This is a genomic window from Roseobacter sp. (assembly GCF_039970775.1).
Taxonomy (GTDB): domain Bacteria; phylum Pseudomonadota; class Alphaproteobacteria; order Rhodobacterales; family Rhodobacteraceae; genus Roseobacter.
The window spans coordinates 84,617-110,841 of the sequence record NZ_JBDVLG010000027.1 but is presented as its reverse complement, the minus strand read 5'-3'; the positions used below and the strand labels follow the sequence as shown (position 1 = coordinate 110,841).

At 58.4% G+C, this 26,225-nt stretch carries 28 protein-coding genes and 1 tRNA gene; 18 read left to right on the top strand and 11 right to left on the bottom strand.

What is annotated here, in order from left to right:
* Positions 1–123 precede the first annotated feature (123 nt).
* The 6 genes from ABJH13_RS06655 to ABJH13_RS06630 all read left to right on the top strand — a co-directional run bounded on the left by ABJH13_RS06655 (position 124) and on the right by ABJH13_RS06630 (position 4,232).
* On the top strand, positions 124–717 hold the full coding sequence (locus ABJH13_RS06655) for a riboflavin synthase (RefSeq protein ID WP_348405437.1): 594 nt from the start codon (positions 124–126) through the stop codon (positions 715–717).
* 75 nt (positions 718–792) lie between these two features.
* On the top strand, positions 793–1,917 hold the full coding sequence (gene ribB / locus ABJH13_RS06650; protein WP_348405436.1) for a 3,4-dihydroxy-2-butanone-4-phosphate synthase: 1,125 nt from the start codon (positions 793–795) through the stop codon (positions 1,915–1,917).
* 3 nt (positions 1,918–1,920) lie between these two features.
* Entirely contained in the window at positions 1,921–2,472 is a 552-nt protein-coding gene (locus ABJH13_RS06645; protein WP_348405435.1) for a 6,7-dimethyl-8-ribityllumazine synthase, read from the top strand.
* Positions 2,469–2,951: a transcription antitermination factor NusB gene (gene nusB, locus ABJH13_RS06640; protein WP_348405434.1), complete on the top strand. Its 483-nt coding sequence runs from the start codon at positions 2,469–2,471 to the stop codon at positions 2,949–2,951. The genes ABJH13_RS06645 and nusB overlap by 4 nt, the downstream gene beginning before the upstream one ends.
* Positions 2,952–2,982: 31 nt before the next feature.
* Positions 2,983–3,291, top strand: a complete 309-nt coding sequence (locus ABJH13_RS06635) for a hypothetical protein (RefSeq protein ID WP_348405433.1) — start codon at positions 2,983–2,985, stop codon at positions 3,289–3,291.
* A gap of 479 nt (positions 3,292–3,770) precedes the next feature.
* Positions 3,771–4,232: an MmcB family DNA repair protein gene (locus ABJH13_RS06630; RefSeq protein ID WP_348405432.1), complete on the top strand. Its 462-nt coding sequence runs from the start codon at positions 3,771–3,773 to the stop codon at positions 4,230–4,232.
* Here ABJH13_RS06630 and ABJH13_RS06625 read toward each other — a convergent pair.
* A complete protein-coding gene (locus ABJH13_RS06625; RefSeq protein ID WP_348405431.1) occupies positions 4,216–4,407 on the bottom strand; it encodes a DUF6324 family protein in 192 nt (63 codons plus the stop codon). The genes ABJH13_RS06630 and ABJH13_RS06625 overlap by 17 nt on opposite strands.
* 63 nt (positions 4,408–4,470) lie before the next feature.
* Here ABJH13_RS06625 and ABJH13_RS06620 point away from each other — a divergent pair, with 63 nt between their 5' ends.
* Entirely contained in the window at positions 4,471–4,974 is a 504-nt protein-coding gene (locus ABJH13_RS06620) for a GNAT family N-acetyltransferase (protein ID WP_348405430.1), read from the top strand.
* Between the two features lie 43 nt (positions 4,975–5,017).
* A tRNA-His gene (locus ABJH13_RS06615) sits at positions 5,018–5,094 on the top strand.
* Positions 5,095–5,501: 407 nt separating this feature from the next.
* Here ABJH13_RS06615 and ABJH13_RS06610 read toward each other — a convergent pair.
* Positions 5,502–6,383: an AEC family transporter gene (locus ABJH13_RS06610; protein WP_348405429.1), complete on the bottom strand. Its 882-nt coding sequence runs from the start codon at positions 6,381–6,383 to the stop codon at positions 5,502–5,504.
* Between the two features lie 64 nt (positions 6,384–6,447).
* Positions 6,448–6,756, bottom strand: a complete 309-nt coding sequence (locus ABJH13_RS06605) for a DUF6476 family protein (RefSeq protein ID WP_348405428.1) — start codon at positions 6,754–6,756, stop codon at positions 6,448–6,450.
* On the opposite strand from ABJH13_RS06605, the gene ABJH13_RS06600 reads away from it, so the two are divergent.
* From ABJH13_RS06600 to ABJH13_RS06590, 3 genes are all read left to right on the top strand, one after another.
* Complete coding sequence (locus ABJH13_RS06600; RefSeq protein WP_348405427.1) at positions 6,755–7,789, top strand: RluA family pseudouridine synthase; 1,035 nt, start codon at positions 6,755–6,757, stop codon at positions 7,787–7,789. The genes ABJH13_RS06605 and ABJH13_RS06600 overlap by 2 nt on opposite strands.
* Positions 7,790–7,965: 176 nt before the next feature.
* Positions 7,966–8,862 (top strand): RNA polymerase sigma factor RpoH, encoded by an 897-nt coding sequence (gene rpoH / locus ABJH13_RS06595; protein ID WP_348405426.1) that lies wholly within the window; start codon positions 7,966–7,968, stop codon positions 8,860–8,862.
* 399 nt (positions 8,863–9,261) lie between these two features.
* The gene (locus ABJH13_RS06590; protein ID WP_348405425.1) at positions 9,262–9,837 is read left to right on the top strand and encodes a hypothetical protein; all 576 of its coding nucleotides are present in this window, start codon (positions 9,262–9,264) and stop codon (positions 9,835–9,837) included.
* Positions 9,838–9,847: 10 nt separating this feature from the next.
* Here ABJH13_RS06590 and ABJH13_RS06585 read toward each other — a convergent pair whose 3' ends face one another.
* The 5 genes from ABJH13_RS06585 to ABJH13_RS06565 all read right to left on the bottom strand — a co-directional run bounded on the left by ABJH13_RS06585 (position 9,848) and on the right by ABJH13_RS06565 (position 15,663).
* Entirely contained in the window at positions 9,848–11,668 is a 1,821-nt protein-coding gene (locus ABJH13_RS06585) for a M3 family oligoendopeptidase (protein ID WP_348405424.1), read from the bottom strand.
* A gap of 115 nt (positions 11,669–11,783) precedes the next feature.
* Positions 11,784–13,382, bottom strand: a complete 1,599-nt coding sequence (locus ABJH13_RS06580) for an ATP-dependent DNA ligase (RefSeq protein ID WP_348405423.1) — start codon at positions 13,380–13,382, stop codon at positions 11,784–11,786.
* Positions 13,379–14,386, bottom strand: a complete 1,008-nt coding sequence (locus ABJH13_RS06575; protein WP_348405422.1) for a ligase-associated DNA damage response exonuclease — start codon at positions 14,384–14,386, stop codon at positions 13,379–13,381. Before ABJH13_RS06575 ends, ABJH13_RS06580 begins: the two co-directional genes overlap by 4 nt.
* Positions 14,387–14,425: 39 nt before the next feature.
* The gene (locus ABJH13_RS06570) at positions 14,426–15,373 is read right to left on the bottom strand and encodes an alpha/beta hydrolase (protein ID WP_348405421.1); all 948 of its coding nucleotides are present in this window, start codon (positions 15,371–15,373) and stop codon (positions 14,426–14,428) included.
* Entirely contained in the window at positions 15,373–15,663 is a 291-nt protein-coding gene (locus ABJH13_RS06565) for an SCP2 sterol-binding domain-containing protein (protein ID WP_348405420.1), read from the bottom strand. The genes ABJH13_RS06570 and ABJH13_RS06565 overlap by 1 nt, the downstream gene beginning before the upstream one ends.
* Positions 15,664–15,744: 81 nt before the next feature.
* Between ABJH13_RS06565 and ABJH13_RS06560 the strand changes: the two genes are divergently transcribed.
* The 5 genes from ABJH13_RS06560 to ABJH13_RS06540 all read left to right on the top strand — a co-directional run bounded on the left by ABJH13_RS06560 (position 15,745) and on the right by ABJH13_RS06540 (position 20,702).
* Positions 15,745–16,296, top strand: a complete 552-nt coding sequence (locus ABJH13_RS06560) for a tetratricopeptide repeat protein (protein WP_348405419.1) — start codon at positions 15,745–15,747, stop codon at positions 16,294–16,296.
* A 24-nt stretch (positions 16,297–16,320) separates the two neighbouring features.
* Positions 16,321–19,125, top strand: coding sequence for a helicase-related protein (locus ABJH13_RS06555; protein ID WP_348405418.1), 2,805 nt, complete (start codon positions 16,321–16,323; stop codon positions 19,123–19,125).
* Positions 19,126–19,503 carry an RNA-binding S4 domain-containing protein gene (locus ABJH13_RS06550; protein WP_348405417.1) on the top strand — a complete coding sequence of 126 codons (378 nt, stop codon included), beginning with the start codon at positions 19,126–19,128 and terminating at the stop codon, positions 19,501–19,503. It begins immediately after the preceding gene.
* A 51-nt stretch (positions 19,504–19,554) separates the two neighbouring features.
* Complete coding sequence (gene fdxA / locus ABJH13_RS06545; RefSeq protein ID WP_348405416.1) at positions 19,555–19,893, top strand: ferredoxin FdxA; 339 nt, start codon at positions 19,555–19,557, stop codon at positions 19,891–19,893.
* Positions 19,894–20,189: 296 nt separating this feature from the next.
* Positions 20,190–20,702, top strand: coding sequence for a CarD family transcriptional regulator (locus ABJH13_RS06540; protein WP_348405415.1), 513 nt, complete (start codon positions 20,190–20,192; stop codon positions 20,700–20,702).
* A gap of 49 nt (positions 20,703–20,751) precedes the next feature.
* On the opposite strand, the gene cobS is transcribed toward ABJH13_RS06540, so the two are convergent.
* Positions 20,752–21,513, bottom strand: coding sequence for an adenosylcobinamide-GDP ribazoletransferase (cobS, locus tag ABJH13_RS06535; protein ID WP_348405414.1), 762 nt, complete (start codon positions 21,511–21,513; stop codon positions 20,752–20,754).
* A gap of 80 nt (positions 21,514–21,593) precedes the next feature.
* Between cobS and cobT the strand changes: the two genes are divergently transcribed.
* Complete coding sequence (gene cobT, locus ABJH13_RS06530) at positions 21,594–22,607, top strand: nicotinate-nucleotide--dimethylbenzimidazole phosphoribosyltransferase (RefSeq protein WP_348405413.1); 1,014 nt, start codon at positions 21,594–21,596, stop codon at positions 22,605–22,607.
* A gap of 11 nt (positions 22,608–22,618) precedes the next feature.
* On the opposite strand, the gene ABJH13_RS06525 is transcribed toward cobT, so the two are convergent.
* The gene (locus ABJH13_RS06525; RefSeq protein WP_348405412.1) at positions 22,619–24,481 is read right to left on the bottom strand and encodes a monovalent cation:proton antiporter-2 (CPA2) family protein; all 1,863 of its coding nucleotides are present in this window, start codon (positions 24,479–24,481) and stop codon (positions 22,619–22,621) included.
* A 24-nt stretch (positions 24,482–24,505) separates the two neighbouring features.
* Complete coding sequence (locus ABJH13_RS06520; protein WP_348405411.1) at positions 24,506–24,961, bottom strand: Lrp/AsnC family transcriptional regulator; 456 nt, start codon at positions 24,959–24,961, stop codon at positions 24,506–24,508.
* A gap of 156 nt (positions 24,962–25,117) precedes the next feature.
* Between ABJH13_RS06520 and hppD the strand changes: the two genes are divergently transcribed.
* Complete coding sequence (gene hppD / locus ABJH13_RS06515; protein WP_348405410.1) at positions 25,118–26,212, top strand: 4-hydroxyphenylpyruvate dioxygenase; 1,095 nt, start codon at positions 25,118–25,120, stop codon at positions 26,210–26,212.
* Positions 26,213–26,225 lie beyond the last annotated feature (13 nt).

Here is a 26,225-nt window from a genome sequence, read left to right as displayed (position 1 = left end):
CCGTTTTGTCCTGCCACCCACGGAAACTATGTCAGCTTCTATAAGGTCGGGCAAGCGCTGGGGCTTGTCAGCCCTGTGCAGGGCGGCTACCTCGGGTGAGACACAAGACAGATGGGGGCTTTTATGTTCACGGGCATCATCACGGATATCGGCACGATCACTGCGCTGACCCAAGAGGGCGATTTGCGGGTGCGTATCCAAACCACATATGACACGGGCCGCATCGACATGGGGGCGTCTATTGCATCAGACGGGGTATGTCTGACGGTGGTTGATCTGGGCACCGATTGGTACGAGGTGCAGGTCAGCGCTGAGACCGTCAGCAAGACCAGCCTTGGCCGCTGGGCCGTCGGCAAGCGCGTCAATCTCGAACGCGCCTTGCGTGTGGGCGACGAATTGGGCGGGCATATTGTGTCGGGCCATGTGGACGGCGTGGCGCAGGTGGTATCGGTGACGCAGGAGGGCGACAGCACCCGCGTATTGCTGAACGCGCCGGCTGATTTGGCGCGGTTCATTGCGCCCAAAGGGTCTGTGGCGCTGAATGGCACGTCTTTGACGGTCAATGAGGTCGATGGCACCCATTTTGGGATCAACTTTATCCCCCACACCAAAGACGTCACCACATGGGGCGATGTTGCCGTGGGCGACGACGTTAACCTCGAGATTGATACCTTGGCCCGTTACGTCGCGCGTTTGGCGGAAATGCAGGGCAGCTGACCGCCCCATACGGCTGGTCAAGGCCGCGGCGCTGCGATATGAGCCAGCCAGACCGCAATGGAAGGCACGCGCGCCATGACTTTTGAAACCCCCGGACCGATTGAAACGGATCTGCATGGTAAGATCGCCCCGATTGAGGCGATCATCGACGATGCCCGTGCGGGCCGTATGTTTATACTCGTGGATCATGAAGACCGCGAAAACGAAGGTGATCTGGTGATCCCGGCGCAGTTTGCCGATGCAGATGCGGTGAATTTCATGGCCACCCACGGGCGCGGCCTGATTTGCATGCCTCTGACGGCCGAACGTGTGGATGCCCTGGCGTTGCCGATGATGGCGGTGAACAATTCATCCCGGCACGAAACCGCGTTTACCGTGTCAATCGAGGCCCGCGAGGGCGTCAGTACCGGGATTTCGGCCGCCGACCGCGCCTTGACGGTGGCCGTGGCCATTGATGAGACCAAAGGGCAGGCGGATATCGCCACCCCCGGTCACGTGTTCCCACTGCGGGCGCGGCGCGGTGGTGTGTTGGTGCGCGCAGGCCATACCGAAGCCGCCGTGGATATCAGCCGTTTGGCTGGGCTGCATCCGTCGGGGGTGATCTGCGAGATCATGAAGCCCGATGGCGAAATGGCGCGGTTGCCGGACCTGATTAGTTTTGCCGCCGAACACGACCTGAAGATCGGCACGATCAGCGACCTGATCGCCTACCGCCTGAAACACGACAACCTGTTGCGGTTGCGCGATGAGCGCACGGTCACATCGGCCTATGGCGGCGATTGGGTGATGCGTGTGTTCGCCGACGAGATCACCGGTACAGACCACGTGATGCTTAGCAAGGGCGATCTGACGACCGACGCGCCGGTTTTGGTGCGTACCCATGCCCTGAACGCGTTAGAAGACGTGCTGGGTCTGGGCCCCAGCCCCGCCGACGAACTGCCCCGCGCGATGCAGATCATCGCCGAAGAGGGGCGCGGCGCGGTGCTGTTGTTCCGTGAACCACACCCCAAACTGCGGCTGGATGGGGATGATGACGATGGCCCGCGCACGATCAAACGCACAGGCGTCGGTGCCCAGATCATGTCGGCCTTGGGGCTCAGCGAGCTGATCTTGCTGACCGACAGCCCGCAAACGAAATACTTAGGACTTGATGCCTATAACCTGAAGATCGTGGGCACTCGCCCGATCACCAAGGAGTAACCGATGGCTGCCAACGAAAACCATTACGTCCTGCCGCGCCCGGATTTCGATAAACCGGTGAAGGTGCTGATTGTCGTGGCCCCTTACTACAAGGACATCGCCGATAATCTGGTGGCCGGCGCCAAGGCCGAAATCGAAGCCGCAGGCGGTACGTGGGATCTGGTCGAGATGCCCGGCGCGTTAGAGGTGCCCACAGCCATCAGCATCGCAGACCGGCGCAGCAATTTTGACGGCTACGTGGCGTTGGGATGTGTGATCCGGGGCGAGACCACGCATTATGACACGGTCTGCAATGACAGCAGCCGGGCGTTGCAATTGCTGGGGTTGCAGGGCTTGTGCATCGGCAATGGTATACTAACGGTTGAAAACCGCGCCCAAGCCGAGGCGCGTGCCGATGTGGGTGGGCAAAACAAGGGTGGCGGTGCTGCTGCGGCGGCCTTGCATCTGGTGGCGATGGCCCGTAAGTGGGCGACCCAATCCAAGGGCATCGGGTTCAAGCCAGCAGGGCAGGATATCCAGATCGCCGGTTCCAACGACGGGTCCCATACCGCATGACATCGCTGCACAGCAACCGATCTGGCAATCAACGCCGGAAAATGAAATCCGCCGCCCGGCTTTATGCCGTACAGGCGTTGTTTCAGATGGAACATTCGTCGCAGACCGTTGAGGTCGTGCGCGCTGAGTTCTTAGATCATAGATTTGGTGCGATCTATGATGGCGAAGAGATGCAAGAGGGCGATATCGAACTTTTTGCCGCCGTGTTGGATGGCGTGGTGACGCTTCAAGCGCCTATCGACCAAATGACCGACCGTGGTTTGGTCGCCAAATGGCCATTGGGCCGTATTGACCCAACGTTGCGCGCATTGTTTCGTGCCGCTGGGGCGGAGTTGCACGCCAAGAACGCGCCTCCCAAAGTTGTGATCACCGAATATGTCGATGTGGCCCGCGCGTTTTTCCCTGATGGGAAAGAACCCAAGTTCGTGAATGCGGTGCTGGATCACATGGCGCGCGAGGCTCAGCCCGAAGCGTTTTAACCACCCTCAGGGGGATGCAAAGCAGGTCGTGATGCCACGCGTTGTCAGGTTATACATCAAAAGCGCCATGATCGGTTTTGCCGTGGCTGCCGTGTTTGTCGCATTAATTCTGTGGCTTAACGTGGCGAACTTGGGGCATTTGGTGTCGACGTCTGACGTGGCCGTTCTGGCCGTCACGGTGTTTTGGGTGCTAAATGGGATCGTCTTTTCGGGTGTTCAATTTGCCTGGGCCATCACGGCAGTCGCTGTCAAAAATGACGCAAATCCGGGGTCAGGCGACGGCCCATGCCAAGGTGTTCCCGCGAGGGTTGCGACAAACGATCACAACCGCGCCTGTTAACGCTAATAACCCGGATTTACCTCTGGACATCTGAACTCCAAGTGCCATCTTTGGTACAAAGGAGTTTGATAATGTTTGACAATATCCTGCGTATGATCCGCGCCCTGTTTGCACAGCCTCAGCGTGAAGAGCTGCTCATCCCGGTACGTGTCGAGACCAAACGCGCGCTTTACAAGCGCCGCTGATTTTTCCAAAAACTGCTGATCTGCTGCATGTGGGTGACGGGCCCGCTGCAGCCGTTTGGTTTTATATTCCCGAGGACCTGTATGTACAGGTGGGCGCCAGATAAAAAGGCCAGGGCCAAGACAGAGCCAGCTCCCTCGGATTTGCTTAAGGCCACTGGAATGTAACCAGTCACGAGAAGAGCAGAACCCGTCCCCACACCACTTAGTCCCCGCACCGCTCTACGACAAGGGCATTGCACGCGCCGTGGCAAGTTTATTCTTGAACCGCGTTCTCGATATGTTCATGTTTGGGGCATGGCACATGACAACTTGCAAAATTTCCAACCGGGTCAGATGTTGGCACGCGGGGCTGCGCGACTTTTGACAAGCCATGGATTTGTGAGTGTCGAAGAGTTGGTGCCAACCCGTGGCTTGCGGGTTGATCTGATGGCGTTGGGCCCGAAAGGTGAGATTTGGATCGTGGAATGCAAATCTGGCCGGGCTGATTTTCAATCAGATCACAAATGGGAAGGCTATCTGGATTGGTGCGACCGGTTCTTTTGGGCGGTCGACGCGGATTTCCCAACCGAACTGTTACCGGATGACACGGGGTTGATCATCGCAGATGCCTATAGCGCAGAGATTATTCGCGCAGGGCCTGAACACAAATTGGCTGCCGCGCGGCGCAAAACGATGACCCATAAATTGGCCACCACCGCCGCACGCCGTCTGCAGGCGCTTCGCGACCCTGAAATGACTGCTAGCGGTTGGTCATAGTGCGGGCACGTTTGGCGGCGGCCATGATTTCTTCGGCGATTTCATCAGCATCATCGGGCGAAAAATCCATAGGGATTTCGACGCTGCCTGATTCGATGTAAATGCGCACCATACCGGCGTCGGTGGGGCCGATCTGAAGGTTCGCTTCGATCTCGCGTTCGGTGTCGATGCCCATTGCTCGTCTCCTGCTTGAAGTGCGGGCATCGCTAGCCCGGCAGGGCTTGAAAAGCAAGTCGCCATGCGGTTTCGTGGGGAAATGCAAGAAAATACTGTGATCAGGCCGTTCACCCCGGCAGACCGTGATTGGTTGGCCCACCAACATGATGCGGTCTACGCCCAAGCCGAGGGGTTTGACGCGTCGTTTGGGCTGCTGGTGAGTGAAATTCTTGATGCGTTCATTGCAGGGCATGATGACACCGCCGAACGCGGATGGATCGCAGAGGAAAACGGCCAACGTTTGGGGTCGATTTTCTGCGTGCGGCTTGATGATACCACGGCCAAGCTGCGGCTGTTCTTGCTGGTGCCCGGCGCGCGTGGTCGGGGGCTGGGCAAACGTTTGTTGGCGACCTGCATGGGGTTTGCGCAGGCGCGTGGGTATCAGGGCATGCAACTTTGGACCCACGAGAGCCATAAGGCCGCCTGCGCGCTTTACAAAGCGACTGGGTGGCAGTTGGTCAGTTCAAAGCCTGTACACAGTTTTGGGCAAAATTTGATTGAGCAGAGCTGGATCTTCCGTTTTTAACCCCCTTGCAATCTTCAAACCGGGCAGATAAATCGAATGCAGTGCCGCCTTAGCTCAGTAGGTTAGAGCGCCTGATTGTGGATCAGGAGGTCCCCCGTTCAAGCCGGGGAGGTGGTACCACCAACACCCCTAATTTGTAAGATCGTGTATAGGCATGCGTAGATGATGCCGCTATTTTGTGCAGTTGGGGTCGCAGGGCAATTCAATTCTAGGGCGAATTGACATCAGCTGTGATTGGTTAACCGTTCATTTACCAATCAGTCCCCAATGTCTGGGGATGAAATATGTTTGGGCAATAATGGTGCGCAGCGCACTGGATGACACACACGCACGCCGAGGTTATGCGTTGGCGGGAAGCATGCGGGAGGCGTTGGAAATGGCCAATGATCCCAATGCGGTGGCGGTTCCGCAAACCCATAAAATATGGCCGGGCAACCCAGGTGAGACGTTTTTCTGGCGGTGACGGCTATGTGGCGTGCGAAGGCACTGCGCGAGGCTTCATGCCGGGTGTTCCCCCGTCGCGCGTGTCATAAAACCGCGCTCAGCAACAATGGCAGCGTCAGCACCGACAGCAACGTCGACACCACCACCAAACCGGCGACGGCCTGTGCATCGGTGCCGTATTTCTCTGCGATCATGTAGCTGGTGACGGCTGCGGGTGCTGCGAGCTGTAGCACCAAGATGCCAAACGCCACGTTTGACAGGTCAAACCACACCCCCAACGACCATGCGATGCTGACGCATAGCACAGTTTTCACCACCGCCAGCCACAGCGACCGTCCGATGTTTTGCGGTGTCAGCCGCGCAACGGCCACGCCCAGCGTGATCAACATCAACGGGATCGCCATTTGACCCAACAGCGACAACGTGTTTGTCACAATCAACGGCGGCATCCAGCCTTGCCATAAAAACAACGCGCCTAGTAACGTGGCGCCCACCATCGGTTCTTTGAACATGGTCAGCGGTGAATTGCTGCGCGTGACGATCCAAACCCCCACCGTAAACGCATAAACAGCCGATACCGCAAAGACCACGACGGCATAGCCCAAGCCTTCATCACCGTAGGCAAACACCGCCAGCGGCAGGCCGATGTTGCCGGTGTTGCCCATGAACACAGGGGTCACATATGTGCGCGTATCCAGCTTGGACAGGCGGATAAATACCCATGACGCGATCGACGCCAAAACATAGCCAGACAGGGCTGCAAGGCTGATCTGCGACAGCGATTGCGCGGGAATTTCGGTCTGGACCAACGCCACAAAGATCAGTGCAGGTACGGCCAAGGTCATGCTGAGGCGGGTGGCAAATTGGATGCTGTAGTCCAACCCCATTTTGACCCAGATAAACCCGATAGACGCCATCAAAAACACGGGCATGGTGATTTCGATGACTTTTAGCGCAATATCCACGGGCAGGCCTTTTGGTTGGGGCAAGACGCGCATGAAATGACTGCGCGGTAATGGGTTGGGGGGGTTATTCGACGGTGATGGTTTGGCGCAGTTGGCCTGTCACACGGTCATAGATCACGATGGTGCCGGCGTCGGTGACGACCGCGTACCAATCGGGCCCTTGGGTGAAACTGATGGCCCGCGCACCGCCCGGCAGGACAATTGTATCAGGTAAATCGGGGGGGGGCGCATTGAAACGCATGACAATCAGCACGATGATCAATATGACACCACCAATCATCGTGGCGGTTAGCACCGTCACCAATCGACGTAAAAACCGCAGGTTGGCTGGCTCTTGTGCTGGACCTTCCGGGTGAATTTCAGGGTTTTCCATGCCGCTCCGCCAAATCTGCTTTACCATCGACGACACACCGCCGCCCCGCCTTGATAAGGCGCTTGCGCGCGATGTGCCAGTGGAGGCGGCGTTGTCGCGCACACGCTTGTCCCGGCTTATCACGGCGGGGGCTGTCACGGTGGACGGCGTGGTGCAACACGATCCTAAGGCGCGCATCGCTGCGGGGGCCGCCGTGATCATCGAGATCGAAGAGGCCCAAGAAAGCCACATTTTGCCCGAAGACATCCCGCTGGACGTGGTGTTTGAAGACGCCGACCTGATTGTGGTGAATAAACCCGCGGGCATGGTGGTGCATCCCGCTCCGGGGTCGCCATCGGGCACGTTGGTCAATGCGCTGCTGGCGCATTGCGGCGATGATCTGTCAGGGGTTGGTGGGATGAAGCGCCCCGGCATTGTGCATCGGATCGACAAAGACACGTCGGGGTTGCTGGTTGTGGCAAAATCGGACGCGGCGCATCACGGTTTGGCGGCGCAATTTGAGGCCCACACCGCCGAACGTTATTATCAGGCGCTGGTTTACGGTGTGCCAGATGGCAATGACCCACGGTTGCGCGGTGTCAAAGGTGCCAGTTTTGAGGCCGGGAATATCCTAAAGCTGACGACCCAACTGGCGCGCCACAAAACCGACAGACAACGCCAAGCGGTGCTGTTTCACGGCGGGCGGCATGCGGTGACACGTGCCCGGACGATTGAGCGGTTTGGCCAGCCGGAGGTGTTGGCGCTGATGGAATGTTGGCTGGAAACTGGGCGCACGCATCAGATCCGGGTGCATTTGGCGCATGCGGGCCACGGTTTGGTGGGCGATCCGACCTATGGCGGGAAACGCAAATTGCCGGTGAAAGCGTTGAATGCATCGGCGGCTGAAGCGATAAAAGCGTTCCCTCGGCAGGCTTTACATGCGGCGGTTTTGGGGTTTGAGCACCCAATTTCGGGTGTGGCCATGCGGTTTGAAGCGCCGCTTCCGCAGGATATCGTAGACCTTTTGGCGATTGCGCGGCTGCCTTTGTCATAAACAGCACCTTAGCGTGACTGCACCGTCATGTGAGGTATTAACGATGGCGCTTTGTGTCAGGGTTTCGTTAATCGAGGGGCGATATAGATGGCGTTAACAATTTCGGGGCGTCCGACTTGAACCGATCAGTTTAGCACCTACATATATGTTAAGCCCGTAAACATTGGGAGGCTACAATGGCGAATTACGCAAATCTGCCGGCACCAACGCCGGAAGGCGGTCTGAACCGCTACATGCAGGAAATCCGGAAATTCCCACTGCTGGAACCGGAAGAAGAATACATGTTGGCAAAGGCTTGGGTCGAAAAAGAAGACACAGCCGCAGCCCACCGGATGGTCACATCGCACCTGCGTTTGGCCGCTAAAATCGCCATGGGGTACCGGGGCTACGGATTGCCGCAAGCGGAGGTTATTTCCGAAGCCAACGTAGGTTTGATGCAGGCGGTCAAACGGTTTGACCCCGAGAAGGGCTTTCGCCTTGCGACCTACGCCATGTGGTGGATCCGGGCGTCTATTCAGGAATACATCTTGCGTAGTTGGTCCTTGGTCAAGCTGGGCACGACATCGGGCCAAAAGAAACTGTTTTTCAACCTGCGCAAAGCCAAAAACCGCATCGGCGCCCTGGAAGAAGGCGATTTGCGCCCTGAAAACGTCGCACGCATCGCGACGGATCTTGGGGTCACCGAAGCGGAGGTGGTTTCGATGAACCGCCGTATGTCAGGGGGCGATGCGTCTTTGAATGCGACCGTTGGGTCAGACACCGAAGGGGCCATGCAGTGGCAAGATTGGCTGGAAGACGAGGACGCGGATCAGGCCAGCGATTATGAGGCCCGCAACGAGCTTGAGGCGCGCCGCGAATTGTTGAGCGAAGCGATGAGCGTCCTAAATGACCGTGAAAAAGATATTCTGACGCAGCGCCGGTTGTCGGATAAAACCATCACGCTTGAAGATCTGAGCACCGCATATGACGTCAGCCGCGAACGCATTCGTCAGATCGAAGTGCGCGCGTTTGAAAAGCTGCAAAAGAAAATGCGCGATTTGGCCAAAGAAAAAGGCATGATGTCGACCGCTTGATTAGGTCATCATGATCACTATCGCCCCGCCCGATCGTATCTGGCGGGGTTTTTTGTTTTATGCGGCGTGTAGCAGCCCGTGTAGATCGAAAGCGGGAATTGGTGTAAACTGTTGCTGGTTGGGATGGCATGCACGTTTAGGTGTGTCGGCGCCCGCGTGGAATTAGCCACGTAAAATGGTCGCCTGATGGTTGTTATCCTGCGTGGGTATTTTACGCCCTGTCGCGTGCTGGTTTGATGGCCGCGGTTTTGCAAGACATTGATTTAGGAGATTAAAATGAAATACAGTCCATTTTTTGCTATCCTTATGGTCGCCGGGGTTGCCGCCTATGGTGCGGCTATTGGTTTTGGTAGCATGCCATTTCAGACCGGTTTGGCCGAACGCGTCGGGACGCAGCTTATGGCGTTGACGTTCTTTGCCTTGCTGATCGAACGTGCGGTCGAAGTCATTGTGAATAACAAATTTCTGAGCCGGGAATTGGAGGTTGCGGCGCCCGTGGTCAAACGCAAGAGACAGTTCAAGATGCTGCAATCGGCGTTGGAACTCGAGCTGCAGCAGCCTGTCCCTGCGATGGTGGATCAAGACGCTTTGGCCACGGCGAGCGCGGCCAAGAATGACACAATCAAGGACCTGAGGCAGCAAATCAGCATGGCTAAGAAAAGCAAGATCACGGCTGATCAAGCTGCAATGCCTCTGCGGGAAACGCTGGGGAGCGAAAAGGCGGCGTTTGCAGCCACAACTGCCACCATACTTGGGGGTATGGTGGCGTTGACCGGTACGACCGTTCTGTCAGAGTTCGTCGTGATGCCTCAAACAGTGTCCAGCGGTAAATTCTTTGGGGTGTTCGACCAACTGCAACTTTTTGCAGCGGTCGATATTTTGTTTACGGCCCTCATTTTAGCGGGCGGTTCCGATGGAATACACCAGATCGTTAAGGGATTTCTTTCTGCCAAATCAGATTTGGCATTGAGCTAACGCACCTGGTCTAGTCTTCCATCGCTTCCAGTTCATCGATGAACCCTGAGATCATGCTAAGACCTTTGTCCCAAAACGCAGGGTCCGAGGCATCCAGACCGAAGGGGGCCAAAAGTTCTTTGTGATGTTTGGAGCCACCAGCCTTGAGCATGTCGAAGTATTTCTCTTCGAACCCGTCGTCGCCCTCGGCGTAAACCGCATAGAGCGCGTTCACCAACCCATCGCCAAAGGCGTAGGCGTAGACATAAAACGGCGAATGCACAAAGTGCGGAATATAGGCCCAGAAGGTCTCGTAGCCGTCCATGAATTCAAACGCAGGCCCTAGGCTTTCGGCCTGTACGGACATCCAAAGGTCGTTGATGTCTTCGGGGGTTAATTCGCCGCTGCGCCGGGCCGCATGCAGTTTGCATTCAAAATCGTAAAACGCGATTTGCCGCACGACGGTGTTGATCATGTCTTCGACCTTGCCGGCCAACATCACCTTGCGCTGCGCTTTGTCTTTGGCCCCGTCGAGCATCTTGCGGAAGGTCAACATTTCGCCAAACACGCTGGCCGTTTCGGCGAGCGTCAGCGGCGTGGATGACAACATCTCGCCCTGTTCGGCGGCCAGAACCTGATGCACACCGTGACCCAATTCGTGCGCCAAGGTCATGACATCACGGGGTTTTCCCAGATAGTTCAGCATCACATAAGGGTGCACGTTGGTGACGGTTGGGTGGGCAAACGCCCCCGGTGCTTTGCCCGGTTTCACGCCTGCATCTATCCAACCCTTGCTGAAAAACGGCGCGGCGATCTCGCCCATGCGCGGGTCAAATGCGGTATAGGCATCCATCACGGTTTTTTCGGCGTCGGCCCAGTTGACGACGCGGGTGTCTTCCATCGGCAGGGGGGCGTTGCGGTCCCAGACCTGCATTTTATCAAGGCCCAACCATTTGCGTTTAAGCTCGTAATACCGGTGGCTGAGTTTCGGGTAGGCCTTGACCACCGCGTTGCGCAGGGCCTCGACGACCTCGGGTTCGACCTGATTGCTCAGGTGGCGCCCTAGTTGTGCGGTCTCCATGCCGCGCCAGCGATCAACGATCTCCTTTTCCTTGGCCTGCGTGTTGTGCACGCGCGCAAAGGTCTTGATGTTGTCGCCAAACACATCGGCCAATTCGCGGGCACCGGCCTCGCGTTTGGCACGGTCCGGATCTGTCAGTAGGTTTAGCGTGCCTTCAATGTTCAGCGGCTCGCCGTCGACCTCAAATTCGAGACCTGCGATGGTTTCGTCAAACAGCCGTTCCCACGCGTCACCCACAACACCCAGATCATGCAGGAATTTTTCCAACTCATCGCTAAGCTGGTACGGTTTCATCGCGCGAATACGGTCGAAGACGGGTTTATACCGTGCCAGATCACCATTCTGCGCATAAAGCCCATCCAGATGGTCATCAGCCAACCGGTTGATTTCGAGTGTGAAAAACACCAAAGGCGTAGTGAAATTGGTGATCTTTTCCTGCAGGTCGGCCATGAACTTGGCCCTGCCCGCATCGGTCGTTTGTTGATAATACCGTAGCCCCGCAAAGGACATGATGCGCCCTGCGACTTGGTTGATCTTTTCGTTGCGCAGCACGCAGTCCAGAAATCCCGGCGCGTCGAGCCCGGCCAAATTACCGTCGTAATCGGTGGCAAAGCTGGCGCAGGCTTGTTCCAACCAATCCAGATCGCGCTTGAGCTCCATGGCATCTTCACCGGTGTAAAGATCGCTTAGATCCCATTCGGGCAGATTGCCAAGCGGGGCGGCGCTGCCGGTTGCATTTGCATCGCGAACGGGAAAGGGAAGCTGGAACATCAAGGGACCTCATCTGTGTTTCATTACACTTAGGGTGTGGCGGGCCGGTGAACAAGCGCGCGCGTGTGTGTCAGGCTTTGACGACCCGTAAAAGCTGTGCCACCCCCGCGCCGGGTTAGCCATAAATCCTCAGCATATCGTTTAAATCAGCCAACGTATTGGCCTCTTGCAGGGGTTTGTCCTGCCGCCAACGGGACATGCGCGGAAACCGCAGCGCCACGCCCGATTTGTGGCGGGGGCTGGCCTGAATGCCCTCAAACGCGATCTCAAACACATGATGCGGCGTGACCTGCCGCACGGGGCCAAACCGTTGCAGGGTATTCTTGCGCACCCATTTGGTGATTTCGCCAAATTCGGCGTCCGTCAGGCCGGAATAGGCCTTGGTGAAGGGCACCAGATCATTGCCATTCCAGACCGCAAAGGTGAAATCAGTGAACAGATTGGCACGCCGCCCGTGCCCTGATTGCGCGTAAATCATCACCGCGTCGATGGTCAGCGGGTCTAGTTTCCACTTCCACCAATCGCCCTTTTTGCGGCCGATCCGGTAGGGGCTGTCGGCGCGTTTTATCATGACACCTTCGGCGTTTTCATCACGGGAACCCCTGCGCAATTCGGCCAGCTCTTCCCAGCCGTCGATGTCCAGTTGCGGCGACAGACGTACGGGGGCGTCGGGGGGCAACTGAGCGCAAGCTTGCTCGAGCAACGCGCGCCGCTGCACAAAGGGGCGGTCGCGGATATCGGTGCCGCCCCATTCCAGCAGATCATAGGCATGCAGCACCACGGGGGCCTCGGTGCGCAGTTTTTTGGGCACGGTCTTGCGTCCAATCCGTTTTTGCAACGCATTAAAGTTATCCGGTTTCTGGCTGTTGGCCTGCCACACCAGCAGTTCCCCATCCAATACCGTGCCGGGGGGCAACATATCTACGGTACGGGCCAATTCGGGAAACCGGTCGGTCATCAATTCTTCGCCCCGTGACCAGACAAAATACTGCCCATCGCGCAAAATAAGTTGGCCGCGAATGCCGTCCCATTTCCATTCTGCGCGCCATTCACTTGGAGGGCCAAGCAAGTGCGGGCCGTCGTCCAACGCATGCGCCAGATAAAACGGATAGGGCCGCGATGCATCGGTGGATACGTCTTCTGCTTCGATCAAATCGGCCCATTCAGTGGTATCGGGGTGCCAATTCCCCATCAACCGGTGGGCCAGTTCTGTTTCGGGTTTGCCCGTAGACTTGGCCAATGCGCGGGTCATGAGCTTTTGGCTCACACCCATGCGAAACCCGCCTGTGATCAACTTGTTGAACACAAACCGCTCGGTGCCGCCTAGGTGGGACCATGCGGCTAAAACCGCCGTTTTTCGGGCGGTTTCGTCTAGGTCGGTCAGGCCGCGCAGGTGATCTATCCAGTGGCTGAGGGTGCCGTCGGTCTGGGTGCTGACGGGTGGCAAAACCAATGCGATGGTTTCGGCCAGATCCCCGACAATTGAATAGCTTTCCTCAAAAAGCCACAGTGGAATGCCCGCCTGTTCTGCCGCCCATTCGCGCAGTTTGGTGGTTGTGACCGCGCGTTTGGGCCTGCGCCCTGAAAACAACGCGATGGTCCACATGCGGTCTGCGTCAGTGGCCGCGCCAAAATAATCCGCCAGCGCGGTGACCTTGACGGTCGTTTTTGTGCTTTGGTCGATGGTGTTGAACAGCTGTGCGAACTGCTTCATGCGGGCGTCTTCGCATCAAGGGTTTCGCCTTCGAATTCGGTGGGTACGGGCTGTGCGTTCCATCCGTTTTCTGATAAATAGCGTGCGAAAACATCGGTATAACCATGGGTGACATAGATATTTTCGGCGCCTGTCGCTTTGACGGCGTCGAGCAACCCGTCCCAATCGGCGTGGTCCGATATGACAAACCCGCGGTCACCTGCGCGCCGCCTGCGCACCCCGCGCAACTGCATCCATCCGCTGGCAAATGCGGTGTCCTGCGCGCCGAATTTCTTGGCCCAAGCACTGCCCAAAGCCGAGGGCGGTGTCAGCACCAACGCACCTTTATGCGCCTTTGGGTCCAGATCAGCGGTGGCGCGCAGCGTGTCGGGCAGGGCGATGCCTTGTGCGCGCAAGACGGTATTGGTGGCCTCAACGGCGCTGTGGGTCAAAATCGGGCCGATCTGTGGATCCAACAGGCTCAGCAACCGTTGTGCTTTGCCCAATGCATAGGCCCCCAAAAACGCGGTTTTGCCCGCCGCCGCACACTCTGCCCACCAAGCGTTGATGCCATGTGCGACACTTGCCTGGGGTTGCCAGCGAAAGACCGGCAAGCCAAAGGTCGATTCGGTGATGAAATGGTGACAACGCTGCGGTTCAAAAGGTTCTGACAGGCCGTCGGGTTCGGTTTTGTAGTCGCCCGAGGCAACCCAAACCTCGCCTGCGACCTCAACTCTGATCTGCGCCGATCCCGGCACATGCCCCGCCGGATGAAACGACACCGTCGCGCCGCCAATGGTCAGCGGAGCGTTAAAATCAACGCCCTGCGCGGTGATATTGCCCAAGCGGTGGCGCATAACCGGCAGTGCGGCATGGGTGGCCAGATACGTGCCATGGCCCGCGCGCGCGTGGTCGGCGTGACCATGCGTGATCAACGCGCGGGGCACTGGGCGCCACGGATCGATATAAAAATCGCCCGCTGCGCAATAAATGCCGCGCTCGGTGAATGTCAGGACAGAGCTCATACCGTCCTATCTAGGCGTGCTGCGCGGTTTGCCCAGACCTTAGCCGTGCCCGCCGCTCAGAAATAAAGTGGCCATCTGGTCAAACAAGGGGTCCGCAACCGCGGGGCTTTCCATCAGGACCTCGTGTTCGCCACCTTCAACCATTTCCAAGGTGCTGCGTTTCCAACTGTCCATACGGGTGTGGATCGCGGGCACATCGACGATACGTTCGTTGGTGCCCAAAAACGTGATGCATGGCAGGTTGGGGGATGGGCGGCTGGCCAGATGCCGGGTTTCCAAAAGTCCCTCGCGCAGCCAGACGTAGCTGGGCCCGCCCAACAATAGATCTGGGTGCGTTTCCAACTGCTTGCGCATCATATCAAACTGGGCCGGGTCGCGGGTCAGCAGGTTGTCATCGAACCCATTGGTCAGCACGTGGTGGCCAATGTTGGTGCCCGGCGGCAACTGGTGGCCTTGGCCGATTTGCGGCATCACGTGGCTCAGGGCCCAGGCGAGGGGGCGCAGATGCGGCGCCAGGCGAATGCCCCACATGGGCGCGCTAAATACGGTGGCCTGAACGGTTAACCCTTCCATCGCGGCACGCAGGCCAATTGCACCGCCCATCGAATGAGCCAGCAAAAAGAACGGGCGCGGCATATCAAGGGTCCGCGCGGCACGGACCAACGCGTCTACGTCTTTTTGGAAATCGGGGAAATGATCCACATGCCCGACACGCGGATCGTCTAGCATGCGGTCCGATAGGCCCTGACCACGCCAGTCAATCGCCATGCTGGCGAATCCCCTCTGCGCCAAGGCGGCGGCGCAGAGGTCGTATTTTTCGATGAACTCGGTGCGGCCCGGAAAAATCAGCACGGTGCCTTTGGCGGCGGGCGTGTTCCACACACCCAACCGTACGCGTAGGCCATCAGAGGTGTGCACCCAATGGGCGGCCCCGTTGGTGTTGCCGAATGCGACGTCGGTGTGAAATGGCGCGGGCGTCAGGTTCATCAGGACAGAGCGGCCGCCAGTTGCATCGCCATCCCCATATCTCCGTCTACGCTGAGTTTGCCTGTCATAAAGGCGCTGGTGGGGTTGGTGTCGCCTTCCAGAATGGACCGGAACGTGTCTGCATCTGCCGATAGCGTGACATCTGCGGTCTCGTCAGCGGCGCGCGCGCCATCGCTATCCATCATGATGCATCCCTCATCCGCGATGTCGAATTTCGCGGTGCCGCCAAAATCGGCCCCTGCCAGTTTTTCGTTCAACGCGGTCACAGCCTGGGTCACAATATCACTCATCTTCACGCCCTTTTGGGTTCATGGCACCATTGGGGTCTGGAAATGCCCGGGCTGCCTGTTACATTCATATACGTTATGTCTATGAAACTCTATTATCTCAAACATATCGTTACGGCATTTTTCGGTGTTGTGATGCTATCGGGGAACGCAAGCGCGCAGCAGGTCGAAGAGACGTTGCTGCAACAGTTGCGTGATGCCCCCGCACAAGAGGCCGCACGGCTGGACCGCGAACTGGCCCTGATCTGGGACAATTCGGGCTCTGCGGCGATGGATCTGTTGTTGGAACGGGGGCGCGATGCCCTCGAGGACGATGAGATGGGCAAAGCCATCGATCATCTGACCGCGCTGACGGATCACGCCCCACAGTTCGCAGAAGGGTGGCACGCCCGCGCCACGGCGTTTTACCGGGTGGGGATGTATGGCCCCGCATTGGATGACCTTGAGCGGGCGCTGGCGTTAAACCCCAACAACTACAATGCAATTTTTGGTCTGGGCGTGATGTTGCAAGAATTCGGCGACCTTGCGCGCGCCGCAGATGCCTTTGACCGGGTTCTGACCTTGCATCCCAATCACGAGAACGCGAAAACCGCGCAAGAGCAGCTCAAGCAGCGCGGCATTGGTCGCACGCTCTGATCCGGGTAGACAAAGGAAAATGCCGTGACAGGTGACAGGCGTGTCGTGGCCGTTCTGGGCCCGACCAATACAGGCAAAACCACCTACGCAATCGAACGCATGTTGGGGCACCGGACGGGGGTTATCGGGCTGCCGCTGCGGTTGCTTGCCCGCGAGGTCTACGACCGGGTTGTGGCCGCGCGGGGTCCGTCGGTGGTGGCGCTGGTGACGGGCGAAGAGCGTATCGTGCCGCCGCGTGCGCAATATTGGATCTGCACGGTCGAGGCGATGCCCGACGGTATGGGCTGTGATTTTCTGGCGGTGGATGAGATCCAGCTATGTGCAGACCCCGAACGCGGGCATGTGTTCACCGACCGTTTGATGCGCGCACGCGGATTGCAGGAAACGTTGTTTCTGGGGGCTGATACCATGCGCGGGGCCATTCGGGCGTTGGTGCCGGATGCGCAATTCGTACAACGGGATAGAATGTCCGAATTGACCTACATAGGTCCGAAAAAGATAAGCCGCATGAAGCCGCGCAGTGCAATAGTCGGGTTTTCGGTTGAGAATGTATATGCAATCGCGGAGCTTATTCGCCGCCAAAAGGGCGGTGCGGCGGTGGTGATGGGGGCGCTTAGCCCGCGCACCCGCAACGCCCAAGTCGACATGTATCAAAACGGCGAGGTAGATTATCTGGTCGCCACTGACGCCATTGGCATGGGGTTGAACCTCGATGTCGATCACGTTGCGTTTTCAGCGCTCAGCAAATTTGACGGGCGGCGCATGCGCCCCTTGGCCCCCAACGAGCTGGCGCAGATTGCCGGGCGCGCCGGGCGAGGCATGAAAAACGGCACCTTCGGTGTGACAGGCGAGGCACCATCGCTGGATGATGGTGTGGCCGACGCGATCACATCGCATCGGTTTACGCCGCTCAAGAAACTCAATTGGCGCAACCACGCGCTGCAATTTGGATCCATCGACCGGCTGATTTCGACGCTTGAGGTCGCGCCCAACGATGAGGTTTTGGTCAAGGCGCGCGAGGCCGACGATCTGGGTGCGCTAAAGGCCCTGTCGCAAGACGCTGAAATCACCGCGCGGTGCAGCGATGGGCCTTCGGTGCGTCTGTTGTGGGATGTTTGCCGAATCCCTGATTTTCGGGGTATCAGTCATGCAGAACACGCCAGTCTGCTGGAAGCGATCTTCACCCACTTGCATCAACGCGGTGGCATCCCCGATAGTTGGCTGGCGCAACGCATAAAACGAATTGACCGAACCGATGGTGATATTGATGCGTTGTCTAAGAGATTGGCGTTTATCCGCACATGGACCTATGTCGCGCAACGCAAAGGCTGGACCAGTGACGAAAGTCATTGGCGAGACGAGGCCCGTTCTGTAGAAGACCGATTGTCAGATGCGCTGCACGAGCGTTTGACCCAGAGATTTGTAGACCGGCGCACATCCGTGCTTTTGCGCCGGCTCGGCCAGAAGGAAGCCATGGTGGCAGATGTATCGAATACCGGTGACGTGACCGTCGAAGGTGAATTTGTAGGGCGGCTGGAAGGGTTCCGGTTTAGCCAAGACAAGGGTGCCAGTGGCGCCGAGGCAAAGACAATCAAGGCGGCGTCGTTACAGGCGCTTGGCCCGCAGTTTCACCTGCGCGCAGACCGTTTTTACAACGCGCCCGACACTGAGATCGATTTCACCGAACAGGGTGGTTTGATCTGGGGCAAGGACGCCGTGGGCAAATTGGTGGCGGGGGCGGATGCGCTCAAGCCGCAGGTTGAGGTGTTCGTCGATGACGTTGCCGGGCCCGATGTGGCGCAAAAAGTCCAACGACGCTTGCAACATTTCATTGATCGCAAGGTTGCGGCCCTGTTTGAGCCGCTGCTGATGCTGAGCCGTGACGAGACCCTGACGGGGTTGGCCCGCGGGTTCGCGTTTCAGATGGTTGAAGGGTTGGGCGTGTTGCCACGTGCGGCTGTGGCGGATGACGTCAAAGCGCTGGATCAAGACGCGCGGGGCGCGCTGCGCAAGCACGGCATCCGGTTTGGACAGTTCACGATCTTCATGCCGCTGGTGCTGAAACCTGCGCCGACGCGGTTGCGGTTGGTGTTGTGGTCCTTGGTGAAAGGCATTGATGTCTTTCCCGAAGCCCCGCCCCCCGGATTGGTGACGATCCCCGCAGATACTGGTGCGCCTGAGGGTGCTGATACGATGTCAGGCTACCGCATCGCGGGCGACCGGGCGATTCGCATCGATATGTTGGAACGTTTGGCGGATATGCTGCGTGGCGAAAATTCACGCGCTGGGTTTGAGGCCACAGCTGACATGTTGTCGATCACCGGGATGACGTTGGATCAATTCGCGGATCTGATGCAGGGCTTGGGTTACACTGCCGAAAAAGCCGAACGGGCAAAGGTTAAACCCGCAGAGGCAGCGCCTGCTGAGACGCCCGCGCCAGATGCCGAAGCGGCAGCAGTCGAAGTGGCAGCAGCCGAGCCGACGTCTGCCGAAACAACAACGGCCGAATCAGCGCCTACGGACGCAGCACCGGTCAGTGACGCAGTTGCTGAGGCCCCGTCGACGCCCCAACAGGATGCGCCAGAAGCGGAGATGGAGGTGTTTTATACCTTCAAGTGGGGGCGGCCTGCACGTCCACCACGCCCCCAAGGCGGCGACCGGCCCAAAGGCAAGGGCAAACCAGCCGGCAAAGGCAAACGGGGTGGCCCGCGTGGCGACAAAGACAAGGGCGCACAGCGATTCTCGGCCCGTCCGCCCAAACCCGAGAAGAAGATCGACCCCGATAACCCGTTTGCCGCGGCACTTATGGGGCTGAAGGACAACAAGTGATTGGCTGATAAACTCCGCCTCGACAAATGGCTCTGGCATGCGCGGTTTTTCAAAACCCGCACACTGGCGGCTGCGCGTGTCGGGGCGGGGGATGTGCGGTTCAATGGTGCGCGGACCGAAAAGCGCAGCCAAATGGTGGGCCCGGATGACGTTTTGACCTTTGCGCAGGGTGATCAGATTCGGGTGATCCGTATTGATGCCATCGGCCAACGGCGTGGTCCGGCATCTGAGGCGCAGGAATTGTATACCGATTTGTCCCCACCAGAGCCGAAAACCCGAAAATCTGCTCCGGAAAACCCGGCATTTGAGGGAAAAGGTCGCCCGACAAAGCGCGATAGGCGTATGCTTGATCTTTCTAAGGCGCGCTCTCTTGAATGATCGGACCCTGTGAATTAGCTACGGCGGAGTGAAATTGGGAAGCGTGCCACTATGACCTACGTCGTGACTGACAATTGCATCGGCTGTAAATTTACCGACTGCGTAGAAGTCTGTCCTGTTGATTGTTTTTATGAAGGGGAGAACACGCTTGTGATCCACCCGGATGAATGCATCGATTGTGGCGTTTGCGAACCTGAATGCCCCGCCGATGCCATCCGTCCGGACACAGAGCCGGACATGGAAAAGTGGGTTGAGTTCAATCGCAAATATTCCGAAACATGGCCGGTGATCATCACCAAGAAAGACCCGCTTCCTGATGCAGAAGCGCGTGATGGTGAGACTGGGAAGCTCGAAAAATACTTCTCTGAGGCCCCCGGCGAGGGCGGATAAGCGACAATATCGGCCCGATTCGGCGGTGATTTCGTAGATTTGCGCAAGCTAAGCGGTTCGTACCATGAGATTATTTACCAATTGACGTAGGGTCCGCTTTTTTGTGGGCCCTTTTTGTGTTATGGTGCCGTTACAAATGGATGACGGGACCACTCATAGCCGTACGCCTGTCTAGGGCGGCGGCGCCTGAAAAATCGGATTGATACACTTGGATGCGCGGCTGAAACGCCAACGCTCTGGGTGGTTTTGACTGTCGAATACCAGAGCGTGAGTGCCTGGTTTGCAAGGAATACTGAATGACCAAATCGAAGAAACTGGATTTTCGCCCGAACGAATTCGTTGTTTATCCAGCGCATGGCGTGGGGCAGATCCTCTCTGTCGAAGAGCAAGAGGTGGCGGGTATTTCGCTGGAATTATTCGTGATTTCGTTCGAAAAAGACAAAATGACGCTGCGGGTTCCGACCCATAAGGCCACCGAAATCGGCATGCGGGCGCTGAGCTCACCTGATGTGATCGGCCACGCGATGAAGACGCTCAAGGGCAAGGCCAAGGTCAAGCGGGCGATGTGGTCCCGCCGGGCGCAGGAATACGAGCAAAAGATCAACTCCGGTGATCTGATCGCCATTGCCGAGGTGGTGCGCGATTTGCACCGCACGGATGATCAACGCGAACAAAGCTATTCGGAACGCCAGCTGTATGAGGCAGCACTTGAACGGCTAACGCGCGAAGTGGCCGCAGTGGATGGCGGAGACGAGCTGGCAGCCGCCAAGCAAGTCGGAGACGTTCTGGAAAGCCGCGTCGCCGCCTGATCGCGTTTGAATGCCTATATAAACCGCGCCCATAATAGGCGCGGTTTTTTCATGCCATATGTGATATAAGCACTGCCAGAACAGTAAGTTCGCACAGTTGTTGTGTCGCACCCAACACGTCGCCAGTTTGCCCGGTGATCTTGCGTACCGCAAGCGCCCCCATAAGCGCAGAGACCACGACGACAGCCACCACTGCCGGCAATGCCACGCCCCCCACACAAAGCCCCGCAAGGCTAGCGGCCAGGGCAAACCCAATAGCGACGGGCACAGCACCCGGCCGCCCGACGCTATGCGACAGCCCATCGGTGCGCGCATGTGGCAGGCCCGCCATCAGACAGGGCATACCGGCGCGCGACAGGGCTGCGGCTGCGATCACCGGCACCACACCTGACGGCAGCAACGCGGCATAGGCCATCCACCGCAGCCCTGACACAACCAGCAAGGCCAAGACGCCATAGGTGCCGATGTGGCTGTCTTTCATGATCTCTAACCGGCGCTGCACTGTGAAGCCGCCCCAAAACCCATCCGCGGTGTCCGCCAGCCCGTCTTCGTGCATGGCGCCTGTGATGACCATCCCAGCGCCGAGCATCACCCCCGCCGCGAAGCCGGACGGCACCCCCAGCCCCATGGCCGCCGCCCCAATGGCCGCGACGATGCACCCGATGATCGCCCCCGCGATAGGGTACGCCCAAACCGCGCGGCTGCCATTCTCAAAGGCCGCGGTCGGTAAATGTGGCATCGGCAACCGGCTGAGCAATGTCAGGGCAAGCAGGATGTCGAGACACCAGTGGGGGGCGCTGTTGATTTTCATGGGATTTGGTCGTTCGTGGCTTGTGGGTGTGTGCTCATTGGGTAATCAGGTGGGAGGGATGTTACAACCGAGGGGTTCCAATGACAGCAGCTTTTTCAGACATGGGTGGCGTTCGGGTGCTTTTGGCGTCCCAGCCTGCGCAGGATGCAGTGGCGGTGTCGGCGGCCAAGGCGCGCAATGAGCAATTGACCAAACCGCCGGGAGCCTTGGGGCGTTTGGAAGATCTGGCCATTTGGTATGCGGGGTGGCGTGGCACCGATAGGCCCGCGATTTGCGCCCCCCAAGTGATTGTTTTTGCCGGAAACCATGGTGTGGCAGCGCAGGGCGTTTCGGCCTTTCCACCAGAGGTAACCGAACAGATGGTGCTGAATTTTCAGCAGGGTGGCGCCGCGATCAACCAATTGGCGCGCACGTTTGGTGCAAAACTTGACGTGCATGCGTTGTCGTTGGACCGCCCCACCGCTGATTTCACGCAAAGCCCCGCGATGTCCGAGGCCGACTTTATCGAAGCCCTGCACGCAGGTTGGGCCGCCGTGGATGACAGCACAGACGTGTTGATTACGGGCGAAATGGGCATCGGCAACACGACATCGGCCGCGGCACTGGCCTGTGCGCTTTTGGGCGGGGAGGCCGCAGATTGGACTGGGCGCGGCACCGGGGTGGATGACGCGGGCCTCGCGACCAAGACGCGGGTTGTGGCGCAGGGCGTCGCGATGCATGGCGGGCAGGGCGATGGGCTGGATATGTTGCGCCGCCTTGGCGGGCGCGAAATGGCCGCGATGGCGGGTGCGATGATCCGCGCGCGGCAGTTGCGTATCCCGGTGATGTTGGATGGGTTCATCTGCACGGCGGCTGCGCTGGCGTTGGCCAAGACCCAACCGGGCGCGCTGGATCATTGTATGGCGGGGCATCTTAGCGCCGAAGGAGCGCATGGCCGGGTGCTGGAGGCAATCGACAAGGCGCCTTTGGTGTCGCTGGGGTTGCGACTGGGCGAAGCGTCGGGTGCGGCGCTGTCTTTGGGCGTGCTGCAGGGGGCGGTGGCCTGCCTAAGCGGTATGGCAACCTTTGCCGAGGCAGGCGTGTCGGGCAGCTAAGTGCTGTGCCGTCACGGGGTGTCGCGGCTCAGGAACGCGGTTTCCAGCTCTTTTTGCAGCTCTTTGGCGCGCGCCACGTAGGGTTCGTTCTGGCTGGTGGGGATCGCCGGATCCCATAATTGGGCCAGCTCGCGTACGGATTGTCTGTCGTGGTTGTAAAACAGCCGCTCTGCTTCTGAGGCCTCGTATTCGCTCAACCCCATGTTTTCCAAAACGTAACGCCCGGCCCGCAACGAGCTGTCGAACATCTCGCGGACGATGTCATTCGCCCCGGCTTGGTACAGGCGGTAGACTTGGGTGCGATCCCGCGCGCGGGCCACAATATGCAAATTGGGGCGCAATTTGCGCGCATAGGTCACCAGCTTGACGGCGGCGTCTGGGTCATCCAGCGCCACCACCAGAACGCGGGCGTCGGCCAGACCAGCAGCGCGCAAAATATCAGGCCGGGTTGGGTCCCCTAAAAACCCCTTGAACCCAAAGCGCCGCATCACGGCGATGGTTTCCATGTTGTGATCCAGAACAACGGCGTTAAACCCATTGGCCTGCACCAACCGGTTTACGATCTGCCCAAACCGCCCGATACCGGCGATGATCACGGGGGCTTCGATGTCGATTTCGTCATCGGGGTGGTGTTCGCGGGTGTCAGGCGCGCGTTTGGACAAAATATCGTAAATGATGAACAGCAACGGCGTGATCAACATCGAGATCGAGATCACCAGCAGCAGCGTTTCGGCGACCTCGCGGGGGATGACCCCTTGCACGACGGAAAAGGACACCAGCACAAAACCAAACTCGCCCGCCTGTGCCAGCGCCAGCGTAAAGAGCCAATGGTCACGGCCCTTGAGCTTGAACGCCCGCCCAAGTGTATAAAGCACCGCCCCCTTGAGCAGGATCACCAACAGCGCCATGGCGGTGATGTTGAGCGCATTGTCAAACAGCAACGTAAAGTTGATGCCCGCGCCGACGGTGATAAAGAACAGCCCCAGCAGCAGGCCTTTGAACGGTTCGAGGTCGGTTTCCAGTTCGTGCCGGAATTCGGAACTGGCCAGAACCACGCCCGCTAAAAACGCCCCCAGCGCCGGGGACAGGCCCACCAAGGTCATCAGGGACGAGATCCCCACCACAATCAAAAGTGCCAACGCGGTGTACATTTCGCGCAAGCGGGCCGAATGGATATAGCGAAACAGCGGCCGCGTCAGAAATATGCCCGCGAAGATCACCGCGCCGATGGCCGCGACAGTCACCAAGGTGACACCCCAGGCCGGCAGCCCTTCGACCAACGATAGGGAATGATGTGCGGTATCGCTGGCGTCTTCGCCGCTGCGCAAAATAGAGCCATCACCGGCCAATTGCGCGGGCATGGTAACGACCAGCAGTGGCAAAAACGCCAAGATCGGAATGACAGCAATGTCCTGCGTCAACAGCACCGAAAACACCGACCGCCCGCCACCGGTTTGCATCAGGCCCTTTTCAGACAGCGTTTGCAGTACAATCGCGGTGGAGCTCAGCGACAGTGCCAGCCCGATGGCAAATGCCACGCCCCACGGCTGGTGGTAGGCCATCGCAACGCCCATAATCGCCAGTGTGCTAAGGACGATTTGCAACCCGCCCAAGCCGATCAACCTGTGCCGCATGTCCCATAACGCGTGGGGTTCGAGTTCTAGGCCGATCAGAAACAGCATCATGACAACGCCGAATTCCGCAAAATGTTGCAGGTCTTCGGTTTCGGACCCGACCAACCCCAACAGCGGACCAATGATAATGCCCGCCGCCAGATACCCCAGCACAGACCCAAGCCCCAAGCGCGATGCGAAGGGCACCGCGATCACCGCAGCGGCCAGATAAATGGAGGCCTGAAACAGGAAGCTTTCCATAGGGGGGTGGTCTCCTTGGGGCGGTCAGGTGGGCAGGGGCCCGTCGGTTTTAAGTTGGTCCATCACAATCTGGCTGTGCACGCGCGACACCGCAGGGTGGGGCAGCAGAACGTCGTGGATCAGTGTATTCAGGGCGGGCAGGTCACTGCAGTAAACCCTTAGTAGATAGTCCGCATCGCCGGTCATTGTCCATGCGCCGGTGATCTCTGGGCGGGTATCAACGAGGCGCGCAAAACTGGCGGAATGGTCGGGCCCGTGGATGCCCAGATGGACCTGCACGAACGCCTGCACATGCAACCCAAGCCGCCGGGGATCCAGCCGCGCGACGTAGGCTTGGATGTGGCCGTCTGCCTCTAGGCGCTGACGGCGACGCCCGGCCTGACTGGGTGACAGGTTGAGCAGGTCTCCCAATTGTTGGGCGGTCAGATGTGCATCGCGTTGCAAGGCCCGCAACAGGCGTAGGTCGATATCATCCAGCATGGCGCGTCTTTTTTAATGTTTGCGATATATATGTGCGGAATATCTGCATGAAATGCGAGGCAATTCCACATAATTGCGCAACTTTGACGCATGGCATGCTGTAGGGTTTATCATAGGGTCGCGACGCGTGGCCGTTCTAACCGATCGGAGATCACCATGGGTCCTTTCCCGCATGACGCCCCAAAATCCACCATCACGCCCGACAATCCCGCAGGCACCGATGGGTTTGAGTTTGTTGAATTTGCGCACCCTGACCCGCAGGCGCTGCGCGATCTGTTTGGCCGGATGGGCTATGTGCATGTGGCCAACCACAAAAGCAAACAGGTCGAACTGTGGCAGCAGGGGGACATCACCTATATTTTGAACGCAGAGCCAAACAGCTTTGGCGCGCGGTTTGTCGGCACCCACGGGCCATGCGCGCCGTCCATGGGGTGGCGGGTTGTCGATGCGCAGGTTGCGTTTGACCATGCGGTGTCATGCGGGGCCGAACCCTATGAGGGCGCAGATAAGGTGTTGGATGTGCCCGCGATCATGGGGATCGGCGGGTCATTGTTGTATTTCGTCGATCAATATTACGACATCAGCCCCTACAACGCAGAATATGATTGGATTGCGCAGTCCAAGCCCGAAGGCGTGGGGTTTTATTACCTCGATCACCTGACCCACAATGTGCACAAGGGGAATATGGACCTGTGGTTTCGGTTCTATGGGGATCTGTTCAATTTCCGCGAAATCCGGTTTTTTGATATCGCGGGCAAACATTCGGGGTTGTTGAGCCGCGCGTTGACGTCCCCGTGCGGGCGCATCCGCATCCCGATCAACGAAGACCGTGGCGAAACCGGGCAGATCGTGTCGTATCTGAAGAAATATAACGGCGAAGGGATCCAGCATATCGCCGTGGGATCCAATGATATCTACGATACAACCGACGAAATCGCCGCGCGCGGTCTGACCTTTATGCCCGGCCCGCCCGAAACCTATTACGCGCTGAGCCATGGCCGAGTTGTCGGGCATTCTGAACCTATCGACCGGATGAAAACCCACGGTATCCTGATCGACGGCGAGGGCGTTGTGGACGGCGGGGAAACGAAAATCCTGTTGCAGATTTTCTCAAAAACAGTGATTGGGCCGATTTTCTTTGAGTTCATTCAACGCAAAGGCGATGACGGTTTTGGCGAGGGAAACTTCAAGGCGCTCTTTGAGAGTATCGAACAAGAGCAGATCAACACCGGCGAGCTACGTATTGAATAACGCGGCTGCGCGT

Excerpts from the sequence above, each read along its gene's own strand:
- ABJH13_RS06520 (WP_348405411.1), bottom strand. The coding sequence starts at position 24,961 with ATGCTGGATGATATCGACCTACGCCTGTTGCGGGCCTTGCAACGCGAT.
- ABJH13_RS06565 (WP_348405420.1), bottom strand. The coding sequence starts at position 15,663 with ATGAGTGATATTGTGACCCAGGCTGTGACCGCGTTGAACGAAAAACTG.
- ABJH13_RS06645 (WP_348405435.1), top strand. The coding sequence starts at position 1,921 with ATGGCTGCCAACGAAAACCATTACGTCCTGCCGCGCCCGGATTTCGAT.
- ABJH13_RS06525 (WP_348405412.1), bottom strand. The coding sequence starts at position 24,481 with ATGGAAAGCTTCCTGTTTCAGGCCTCCATTTATCTGGCCGCTGCGGTG.
- ABJH13_RS06630 (WP_348405432.1), top strand. The coding sequence starts at position 3,771 with ATGGCACATGACAACTTGCAAAATTTCCAACCGGGTCAGATGTTGGCA.
- ABJH13_RS06625 (WP_348405431.1), bottom strand. The coding sequence starts at position 4,407 with ATGGGCATCGACACCGAACGCGAGATCGAAGCGAACCTTCAGATCGGC.
- fdxA (WP_348405416.1), top strand. The coding sequence starts at position 19,555 with ATGACCTACGTCGTGACTGACAATTGCATCGGCTGTAAATTTACCGAC.
- cobS (WP_348405414.1), bottom strand. The coding sequence starts at position 21,513 with ATGAAAATCAACAGCGCCCCCCACTGGTGTCTCGACATCCTGCTTGCC.
- ABJH13_RS06605 (WP_348405428.1), bottom strand. The coding sequence starts at position 6,756 with ATGGAAAACCCTGAAATTCACCCGGAAGGTCCAGCACAAGAGCCAGCC.
- ribB (WP_348405436.1), top strand. The coding sequence starts at position 793 with ATGACTTTTGAAACCCCCGGACCGATTGAAACGGATCTGCATGGTAAG.
- ABJH13_RS06655 (WP_348405437.1), top strand. The coding sequence starts at position 124 with ATGTTCACGGGCATCATCACGGATATCGGCACGATCACTGCGCTGACC.
- ABJH13_RS06580 (WP_348405423.1), bottom strand. The coding sequence starts at position 13,382 with ATGAAGCAGTTCGCACAGCTGTTCAACACCATCGACCAAAGCACAAAA.
- ABJH13_RS06570 (WP_348405421.1), bottom strand. The coding sequence starts at position 15,373 with ATGAACCTGACGCCCGCGCCATTTCACACCGACGTCGCATTCGGCAAC.
- ABJH13_RS06585 (WP_348405424.1), bottom strand. The coding sequence starts at position 11,668 with ATGTTCCAGCTTCCCTTTCCCGTTCGCGATGCAAATGCAACCGGCAGC.
- rpoH (WP_348405426.1), top strand. The coding sequence starts at position 7,966 with ATGGCGAATTACGCAAATCTGCCGGCACCAACGCCGGAAGGCGGTCTG.
- ABJH13_RS06635 (WP_348405433.1), top strand. The coding sequence starts at position 2,983 with ATGCCACGCGTTGTCAGGTTATACATCAAAAGCGCCATGATCGGTTTT.
- ABJH13_RS06560 (WP_348405419.1), top strand. The coding sequence starts at position 15,745 with ATGAAACTCTATTATCTCAAACATATCGTTACGGCATTTTTCGGTGTT.
- ABJH13_RS06590 (WP_348405425.1), top strand. The coding sequence starts at position 9,262 with ATGGCGTTGACGTTCTTTGCCTTGCTGATCGAACGTGCGGTCGAAGTC.
- ABJH13_RS06600 (WP_348405427.1), top strand. The coding sequence starts at position 6,755 with ATGCCGCTCCGCCAAATCTGCTTTACCATCGACGACACACCGCCGCCC.
- cobT (WP_348405413.1), top strand. The coding sequence starts at position 21,594 with ATGACAGCAGCTTTTTCAGACATGGGTGGCGTTCGGGTGCTTTTGGCG.
- hppD (WP_348405410.1), top strand. The coding sequence starts at position 25,118 with ATGGGTCCTTTCCCGCATGACGCCCCAAAATCCACCATCACGCCCGAC.
- nusB (WP_348405434.1), top strand. The coding sequence starts at position 2,469 with ATGACATCGCTGCACAGCAACCGATCTGGCAATCAACGCCGGAAAATG.
- ABJH13_RS06620 (WP_348405430.1), top strand. The coding sequence starts at position 4,471 with ATGCGGTTTCGTGGGGAAATGCAAGAAAATACTGTGATCAGGCCGTTC.
- ABJH13_RS06575 (WP_348405422.1), bottom strand. The coding sequence starts at position 14,386 with ATGAGCTCTGTCCTGACATTCACCGAGCGCGGCATTTATTGCGCAGCG.
- ABJH13_RS06540 (WP_348405415.1), top strand. The coding sequence starts at position 20,190 with ATGACCAAATCGAAGAAACTGGATTTTCGCCCGAACGAATTCGTTGTT.